Genomic DNA, 7995 nt, shown 5'->3' on the forward strand with positions numbered 1-7995 from the left:
GCTGGCGGGCCTGCCCGGCCTGCTCGGCGCCCACGACGACTGGTCCGGCTTCGACGCACCGGACTTCCAGGCCACGCTCCCCCGCCTGGTCACCGAGCCCCGGCGGCGGCACCGCGGCCTGCGGCTGCCCTCCACCGGGCGGGTCTTCGACGCCCTCGTACCGGCGGTGCTGGAACAAAGGGTCACCACGATCGAGGCCCGGCACTCGTGGAAGTACCTGGTGGACCGCTACGGCTCCCCCGCGCCCGGACCGGCGCCGGCCGGCCTGATGCTCTCCCCGTCCCCTGCCCGGTGGCGGCGCATTCCGTCCTGGGAGTGGCACCGGGCAGGGGTGGATCCCAAGCGTTCGGCCACCATCCTGCGCGCCTGTGCCGTGGCCGCCGGCCTGGACCGGCTCGCCGCGCTGCCGCCGGGGCCGGAACTGGCGGCCAGGCTGTGCTCGGTGCCGGGCATCGGGCCGTGGAGCGCTGCGGAAATCGCCCAGCGCACGCACGGGGACCCGGATTCGGTTTCGGTGGGCGATTTCCATCTGGCGTCCTTCGTCGGCTACGCCCTGACCGGGCGCCGGGCCGACGACGCGGAAATGCTCCGGCTGCTGCAGCCATGGCGCGGCCACCGCCAGCGGGTGGTGCGGATGCTCGGGCTCAGTGGTGTCCGCAAGCCGGCCTTCGGCCCGCGGCTGGCCCCGCAGGATCACCGCTACCACTGACGGGCGGGGCACCGCCGTCGGGCGACGGCGGTGCCCCGTGAAGGGTTGGGGATTACTCCTGGCCGGCCTGCTGGGCCTGCTGGGCGGCAATCTGGGCGTGCACTTCCTTCATGTCCAGCCCCTTGACCGCCTCCACCAGCTGCGAGAACTGGCTGGCGTTCAAGGCACCGGCCTGGGAGAAGACCAGGACCTTTTCGCGGAAGGCCATCAGGGTGGGAATGGAGGTGATGCCGGCAGCGGCGGCGAGGCGCTGCTCCGCCTCGGTGTCGACCTTGGCGAAAACCACATCCTCGTGCTGCTGGGAGACGGCGTCGTAGACGGGGGCGAACTGCTTGCACGGGCCGCACCAGTCGGCCCAGAAATCGACGAAAACGATGTCGTTCTCCTCGATCGTCTGCGGGAACTGGGCCTCGGTGACATTGATCGTTGCCATGCAGCCCAGCGTATCCGCCGCAGCCCGGGCTGTCGCCCATGTTCGCTGAGCGCATGACCGCAGGGCGTCTTATTTGGACCGCAGGGCGGATTATTTGGCGGACTGCGGCGTCGGGTCCGCCGGCGGGACCGGCTCGGCCGGCACCACGGGTGCGGCTTGGGAAAGGATGGCCGGCCAGCCGACCTCTTCCCGGCAGTCCACGGTCTCCGGCTCCTCGTCCGCCTCCTCCGCCTCCTCGACGGCCTTCCTGTTCTTTTCGGTGCAGCGCTCCAGTTCCCTGGCATACTGCGTCCGGGCGTCGGCCTGGTCCGCCAGGAAACGGTTGTGCGCGGCCAGGGCATCCTGGTACCGGGCATAGTGCGCCCAGTACTGGTTCCAGTCGTCCTCGATCCGGGCCCAGGCCGCGTTGACCTTGCGGACCGCGGCCGCATACTTCTTGTATTCGGCGACCTGCTCCTTGTACTTGGCGTACGCCTTCCAGTAGTCCAGCACTTCCTGCTGCCACTGCTGCTGGCCCGCCTTCAGGGCGGCCACGGCCTTCCGGGTGCGTTCGGCATTGGCCTTGTCCGCGGCCGCGCTGTCGAACGGCACAGCGGGCATGCCGGTGAAGGCCCACCCGCAGCCCGGCCCGGTCTTGTCCTCGGTCAGGATCCGGACCGCCTGCCGGGTCGTGGCCTGCGCGTCCGGGCTCTTGGGCGGCTTCGGATAGGCCATCGGCTCGGGCATCGGCGGCCACACCGGATACCACGGCTGCACCGTCGCCTCCACCTTCCTGACCTTGAGGGTGGGCCCGGGAAGTTCCACCATCAGCACGTCGGACCCGGACACGCGCTGCGCCACGGCCATGTCGCGCACCGCCACCCCGGTGCTGACCGTATACGGCTTGTACCCCGCGGCGGACCACGGGGACCTGGTGGCATCGGCGGACCGCGAGCGCGGATTGGCGCAGACCGGGTTCAGCCGGCTGCCCAGCCGCAGGTCGAACTGGCGCGCCAGTTTCACCACCGGCGCGTTGGCGTCGGCCACGTAGAAGGCCAGGACGTCGCCCCGCCGGCTGGCCAGCACCTGGGAGACCGCCTGGCCCCTGGAGGCCAGGACCAGGTGCGCCGCGACGCCGGGGGCCTTGCCGTCGATACGGCCCTCCTCGACATAAACGCCGTCATCTGCGCAGGAGCCGTAGCGGGCCAGCTGCTGCTCCATCACCTCGGCCCCCAGGCCGGCGCGGTAGGCCGCAAGGACCACCTGGACCAGGTGCCCGCCGACGCTGAACAGGCGCGAGGCGGATACGGAGGGGGCGGTGCCGCCCACCGGGCAGTCGAACGGCACCGGCTGGGCGGCCGCCCGCTGCAGGGTGCCGGCAGGCTTCCAGCCCTCGGGCGGGGATTCCAGCACGCCGTTGAGGACCGAATCCGCCGGTGAGTTCTTGATCTTGGCCAGCACCGCCTCCGGCTGGGCCTGTCCCACGGCCGGCTCGCCCGCCGCGGCCGCCGTGCGGTACGCCAGCGGCACGCCGCTCAGGGACAGTGCCGCGATCCCGGTCCCACTCACGGCGGCCAAGGCCAGCGCGCCCACGGCCAGGGCCAGGACGGGATGCTTGTCGAGCATGGACATCTTCAGGCCCTACCTTTCCTCGGGAACGGTGATGCCGGTCCGGCTGCCGTGGCTGAGGGTGAGCTCAACCTTCTGCCGGTAGCGCAGCGTGCCTCCGGGTTTCGGCGACTGCTGCACCACCGTGCCCACCGGGTAAAGGGCATTCTCCGGCGCGGTCCTGGTGCGGATTACCGGCCTGATGTCATTGCGCAGCAGGACGGTGATGGCCTCGTCGACCTTCAGGCCCCGCACATCGGGAACCACCCGCTGCGAAATCCGGCTGGCCACCGCGGACTCCGCGTTCGGCAGCGGCAGCGCCGGCCTGCCCGCGAGGGCGCCCTCCATGGTCGCCTTCCAGACAGGTCCTGCCACCTCCGCGCCGGTCAGGTCGTAGAACGTGGTGCCGTAGGCCCTGACCATGTCCAGCGGGTACTGGGCCCCGCCGCGCGGGTCTCCGAGCCAGACGGCGGTGGAGAGCTGCGGGGTGGCGCCGACAATCCAGTTCGCGGCGAAGTCGTTGGTGGTTCCGGTCTTGGCGCCGGCCTCCCGGCCCTTGGGCTGGCCCAGGAGGCTGAGCGTTCCGCCCTGCTTGAACGGCTGCCGCAGGGCGTCCGCGACGGTGTCGGCCACGCCCGGGTCGATGCCCTGGCGGCAGCCCGGATCCGGGACCGGCAGCTTCTCCCCGGTATCGCTGCGGACCGCCTTGATGACGGTCACCGGACGGCAGACGATACCGCCGCTCATGAAGGCGGCATAGGCATTGGCCATTTCCAGCGGCGAGACCTCGTAGGCGCCCAGGGCCAGGGACGCCTCCCGCCCCACGAGCCTGTCAACCGGAATGGAGGTGATGCCCAGCCTGCCGGCGAATTCCGCCACGTTCCTGACGCCGACGCGCTCGATCAGCCGGACGAAATACACGTTCACCGAATTGCGGATGGCATTGTAGGCATCGATCACGCCGTAGTTGCGGTACCCGTAATTGACGTAGCCGCCGGGCGGATTGTCCATGATCGGCGAATAGTACGGGCCGTTGGCCGGCAGCCGCGTGGTGGCCGGGAGGCCCTGGCTCAGCGCCGCAGCCAGCACGATCGGTTTCATCGACGAACCGACCTGGAAGGCGCGCTTGGCATAGACCACTTCGGTCCGGCCCTTGCCGCTGCCCCACTTGCGGTTCTCGGCCACGGCGGCGATGTGCCCGGTGCCGGGTTCGACGACGGCGGTGCCGAGCGCGGCCCGGTTCCGGTTGCCGAGCGCCTTTTCCACCGCCTGCTGGGCCGCCTTGGCGGCCTGCGGATCCAGCGCGGTCGTCAGCGTCATGCCGCCGCGCGAGAGCCGGTCCTGGCGCTCCTCCGGCGTGGCGCCGAAGGCCGGATCGGTCAGGATTTCCTCCCGGACCATGTCGCAGTAGAACGGGTACTTGGAATCGCCGCAGCTGGACGGGACGGAACCGCGCCTGATGCCCAGCGGCGCCCCGCTCAGCTTCCGGGCCTCGCCGGCGGTGAGGACGCCGCGGGACTGCAGGACGGAGATGACGGTGTTCCGGCGCTGCTTCGCCGCCTCCGGATGCCGGATGGGGTCGTAGACCGCCGGACCCTTGAGCATGCCGACCAGCAGCACGGACTGGGCGCGGTTGAGTTTGGCCGCCGTGGTGTTGAAGTAGATCCGGGCGGCCGCTTCGACACCGTAGGCCAGGTTGCCGAAGTACACGGCGTTGACGTAGCGGGTAAGGATTTCGTCCTTGGTCAGCCGCTTTTCCAGTTCGACGGCGTACCTGGCCTCACGGATCTTGGCGTTGTAGGTGACTCCGACGGCCACCGACTCCTCGGCGGCATCCCGGGCGTTGTTGACCAGGATGTTCTGCACCAGCTGCTGGGTGATCGTGGAGGCGCCCTGGGTATTGGCCGAAACGGCATTGTTGACCAGGGCGCGGGTGACCCCGTACGGGTCCACGCCGCGGTGCTGGTAGAAGCGGATGTCTTCGGTGCTGATCAGGGTCTGGAGGAAGACCTCCGAAACCTGGTCAAGCTTGACGTCGATCCGGTTCTCGCTGTAAAAGCGGGCAAATTCGTGACCGTTTTTGTCCAGCAGCACGGTGTGCTGCGGCAGCGACGTCTCCAGCGGCAGTTCCGACGGCAGGCCGTCCCAGAACTCTACCGCGGAGTTGCCGGCCGCCGAGATCGCCACCGCCGCCGGCGCGATCAGCGAACCGGCGCTGACGGCGACGGCCGCGACGGCGGCGATCCAGAGGGCCAGGCGCGCGCCCACGCCGCGGTTGATCCCGCCGTACCCCTCGGGCGCAGATTCCATCAGCCGTTCGAGCCCGATCGACTCGTCCTTCGTTCGTCTCCAAAGCCCCATATCCCACGTGCGCGCGGCCCGGTGAGTGGCGCCTGCTGCCGGTTTGCAACCGGCGCCTGCACCCGGCACACCGCCGTGCTCCGGCGCGCGCCTGGCAAAGGAAGGATCTGGAAAAAACACCCCGGAAAGCAGCATCCCCCGCCGCCGATGGTTCCCCCGGACCACCATCCACCGTGCCTGCCGCACTCCTCCTTCCTCGAAGACGGAGCGGTCATTCTGAACAGTAGAGGCTCGGCGGAAACTTGGATAGGGGCTTTTGCCAAATCGCAATCCGGCGGGTCCGCGGCGGTCCCCGGCGGAGGCGTTAAACGACGAACACCCCGGATCCTTGGATCCGGGGTGTTCGTCCGTCCCGGCCGGGACGGCGGTGGCAGATGAGGGATTCGAACCCCCGTAGGCAGTGCCAGCTGATTTACAGTCAGCCCCCTTTGGCCGCTCGGGTAATCTGCCGAGCATCTTCACCTCTTCCTGGTGAAGACCGCTCCCGTTTCCGGGAGCAAGACAACTTTACACAAAGTTTGCCCCAGTATCTAATCGGCGTTTTCCGGGCGTGCCGCGGACCGCCCCCGACGGTGCGGAGGACGGGGCCGGGACCGGGCACTTACGGCCGCGGCCGGTGTGGATGCCGGCCGGTGTGGATGCCGGCCGGGAACGGCCAGCCGGGCCACGCTAGAGGCCGCGCAGGATCCGTCCGGCGAGCTGGTTCGTGAACCGGTCCGCCTGCTCCTGCGTGACCAGGCCCAGGGATACCGCCTGCTGCATTTCCCCACGGATCCCGGCGATCCGCTCCCTGGCCTCGCTCCGGCCCTGCAGCTGCGCCGCGGAGGCCTGCGGTTCCAGCGCCTCGCTGTCGCGGCGGACCAGGGTGCCGGCAGCGGCGGCGGAGACATGCGTGTGGACGGCGATGCCGCTTGCGGCGGCGGCCTGTGCCGGGGCCGCGCCCAGCATTCCCATGACGCCGACGGCCGCGGTCAGGAACGAACCTGCTGCCACCTTCACCGAGCGGACGATATAGCGCGGGCGGCTCCCCATGTGTTGCTCCTTTGCCGTTTCAGTTTGCGTCGATTAACCGGGCCCAGTCTTACCAATCCGGATGGGCGGTCCCTGCCGGAAACCTGTGCGTTTGCTGGGAGCGGCCGGCCCGGCGGCAGCCAGTACGCTAGGGAGGAGGATAACCGGACCCCAACCAGGAGGAATCATGGCCAGCGAGTCTTCGTTCGACATCGTCAGCAAGGTGGACAAGCAGGAAGTGGCAAATGCCCTGAACCAGGCGCAGAAGGAACTCGCCCAGCGCTACGACTTCAAGGGCGTGGGCGCCGAAGCCGATTTCAGCGGCGACAAGATCCTGCTCAAGGCCAACTCCGAGGACCGGGTCAAGGCCGTGCTGGATGTGCTGCAGTCGAAGCTGGTCAAGCGCGGCATCTCGCTGAAGTCCCTGGACGCCGGCGAGCCCTATGCCTCGGGCAAGGAGTACCGGATCGAGGCCTCGATCAAGGAAGGCATCGCCCAGGACCAGGCCAAGAAGATCAACAAGATCATTCGCGACGAGGGCCCCAAGGGCGTGAAGTCCCAGATCCAGGGCGACGAGCTGCGCGTCTCCTCCAAGTCGCGGGACGACCTGCAGGAGGTCATTGCCCTGCTGAAGTCCGCGGACCTGGACGTGGACCTGCAGTTCATCAACTACCGCTGAAAAGCGGGGCCCGGCCCGCTCAGGCAGGTTCGAAGAGGCCCTGGCCGAGGTAACCGCCCGCGGCCACGCCCGGCGGCACGGCGAAGAGGCCGGACCCGGTGTGCCTGAGGTACTCGGCCAGGGCGTCGTGCCGGGCCATGGCGGTCTGCATCGGCACGTAGTGGGTGCGCGGATCCACGACGAAGGCGATGAAGAACAGCCCGGCGTCCAGGCGGCCCAGGCCGTCGGAGCCGTCCGTGTAGTTGAAGCCGCGGCGCAGCATCCGGACGCCGCCGTTGTTGGACGGGTGGGCCAGGGCCACGTGCGAGTCGGCCGGCACCAGCGGCCCGTCCCGGCCCTGCAGGGCCAGGTCCGGTTCGGTGAATTCCTTCCCGCCGGAGAGCGGGGCACCCTCGCGCTTGGTGCGCCCGATCACGGCTTCCTGCTCGCGCAGCGTGGACCGGTCCCAGGTCTCGATGTGCATCCGGATCCGCCGGGCGACCAGGTAGCTGCCGCCGTTCATCCAGGCTGTCCCGCCCTGCGCTCCGGAGACCCACACGTGCTCGGCCAGTCCGTCCGTATCCTCGTTCTTGAGGTTGGCGGTGCCGTCCTTGAAGCCGAAGAGGTTGCGCGGCGTCGTTTGTGCCGCGGACGTGGACGAGGTGCGGCCGAAGCCGATCTGCGACCAGCGCACGCTGGCCCGGCCGAACGCGATCCGGGCCAGGTTCCGCACGGCGTGCACGGCGACCTGCGGATCGTCGGCGCAGGCCTGGACGATGATGTCGCCGCCGCTGCGGGCTTCCTCCAGCGCGTCGCCGGGAAAGTGCGGCAGCTCGATGAGCGCCTCCGGCAGCCGCCCGGCCAGGCCGAAGCGGTCCCTGCCGTCCTGCTCGAACAGGGTGCGGCCGAAGCCGACGGTGACGGTCAGGTGGCTCGCGGACAGGTCCGAGGCCTCGCCGGTGTCCTCCGGGGGCGCCTCGTAGTCCCCCGAGGTTGCACCGCCGGCGCCGATTTCCCGGCCCTCGGTCATGGCCTCGATGGCCGCGGTCCATTCCTTGAGCAGCGCGACCAGCTCCTCCCGCTCCGCGGTGGTGACATCGAAGGCCGCCATGTGCATCCGCTCCTGGGCCGGGGTGGCGATGCCGGCCTGGTGCTCGCCGCGGAAGGGAACGACGTCGGAGGCCGCGTGGGCGGGCTGCCCGCCGGACGCCGCGGAGCCGGCCAGCAGGCCGGCGG

7 protein-coding genes and 1 tRNA gene are annotated in these 7995 nt (G+C 69.8%); 2 read left to right on the forward strand and 6 right to left on the reverse strand.

The window, feature by feature from the left end:
• Nucleotides 1–709, forward strand: a 709-nt coding sequence (locus ACFQ36_RS18370; protein ID WP_377016238.1) for a DNA-3-methyladenine glycosylase family protein, incomplete at its 5' end; no start/stop codon positions are given.
• Between the two features lie 52 nt (nucleotides 710–761).
• Here ACFQ36_RS18370 and trxA read toward each other — a convergent pair.
• The 5 genes from trxA to ACFQ36_RS18395 all read right to left on the reverse strand — a co-directional run bounded on the left by trxA (nucleotide 762) and on the right by ACFQ36_RS18395 (nucleotide 6122).
• Nucleotides 762–1142 carry a thioredoxin gene (gene trxA / locus ACFQ36_RS18375; RefSeq protein WP_377016240.1) on the reverse strand — a complete coding sequence of 127 codons (381 nt, stop codon included), beginning with the start codon at nucleotides 1140–1142 and terminating at the stop codon, nucleotides 762–764.
• A gap of 90 nt (nucleotides 1143–1232) precedes the next feature.
• A complete protein-coding gene (locus tag ACFQ36_RS18380; RefSeq protein ID WP_377016242.1) occupies nucleotides 1233–2753 on the reverse strand; it encodes a hypothetical protein in 1521 nt (506 codons plus the stop codon).
• Nucleotides 2754–2762: 9 nt separating this feature from the next.
• Nucleotides 2763–5039: a transglycosylase domain-containing protein gene (locus ACFQ36_RS18385; RefSeq protein WP_377016244.1), complete on the reverse strand. Its 2277-nt coding sequence runs from the start codon at nucleotides 5037–5039 to the stop codon at nucleotides 2763–2765.
• Between the two features lie 419 nt (nucleotides 5040–5458).
• Nucleotides 5459–5540, reverse strand: a tRNA-Tyr gene (locus tag ACFQ36_RS18390).
• Between the two features lie 219 nt (nucleotides 5541–5759).
• Complete coding sequence (locus tag ACFQ36_RS18395; protein ID WP_377016246.1) at nucleotides 5760–6122, reverse strand: hypothetical protein; 363 nt, start codon at nucleotides 6120–6122, stop codon at nucleotides 5760–5762.
• Nucleotides 6123–6288: 166 nt separating this feature from the next.
• Here ACFQ36_RS18395 and ACFQ36_RS18400 point away from each other — a divergent pair, with 166 nt between their 5' ends.
• Entirely contained in the window at nucleotides 6289–6780 is a 492-nt protein-coding gene (locus ACFQ36_RS18400) for a YajQ family cyclic di-GMP-binding protein (RefSeq protein ID WP_377016248.1), read from the forward strand.
• 19 nt (nucleotides 6781–6799) lie between these two features.
• On the opposite strand, the gene efeB is transcribed toward ACFQ36_RS18400, so the two are convergent.
• On the reverse strand, nucleotides 6800–7995 hold a 1196-nt coding region (gene efeB, locus ACFQ36_RS18405), incomplete at its 5' end, for an iron uptake transporter deferrochelatase/peroxidase subunit (RefSeq protein ID WP_377016250.1).

The sequence above is a fragment of the Arthrobacter sp. GCM10027362 genome (genome assembly GCF_042679445.1).
Lineage (GTDB): Bacteria > Actinomycetota > Actinomycetes > Actinomycetales > Micrococcaceae > Crystallibacter.

Excerpts from the sequence above, each read along its gene's own strand:
- trxA (WP_377016240.1), bottom strand. The coding sequence starts at position 1,142 with ATGGCAACGATCAATGTCACCGAGGCCCAGTTCCCGCAGACGATCGAG.
- ACFQ36_RS18380 (WP_377016242.1), bottom strand. The coding sequence starts at position 2,753 with ATGTCCATGCTCGACAAGCATCCCGTCCTGGCCCTGGCCGTGGGCGCG.
- ACFQ36_RS18385 (WP_377016244.1), bottom strand. The coding sequence starts at position 5,039 with ATGGAATCTGCGCCCGAGGGGTACGGCGGGATCAACCGCGGCGTGGGC.
- ACFQ36_RS18395 (WP_377016246.1), bottom strand. The coding sequence starts at position 6,122 with ATGGGGAGCCGCCCGCGCTATATCGTCCGCTCGGTGAAGGTGGCAGCA.
- ACFQ36_RS18400 (WP_377016248.1), top strand. The coding sequence starts at position 6,289 with ATGGCCAGCGAGTCTTCGTTCGACATCGTCAGCAAGGTGGACAAGCAG.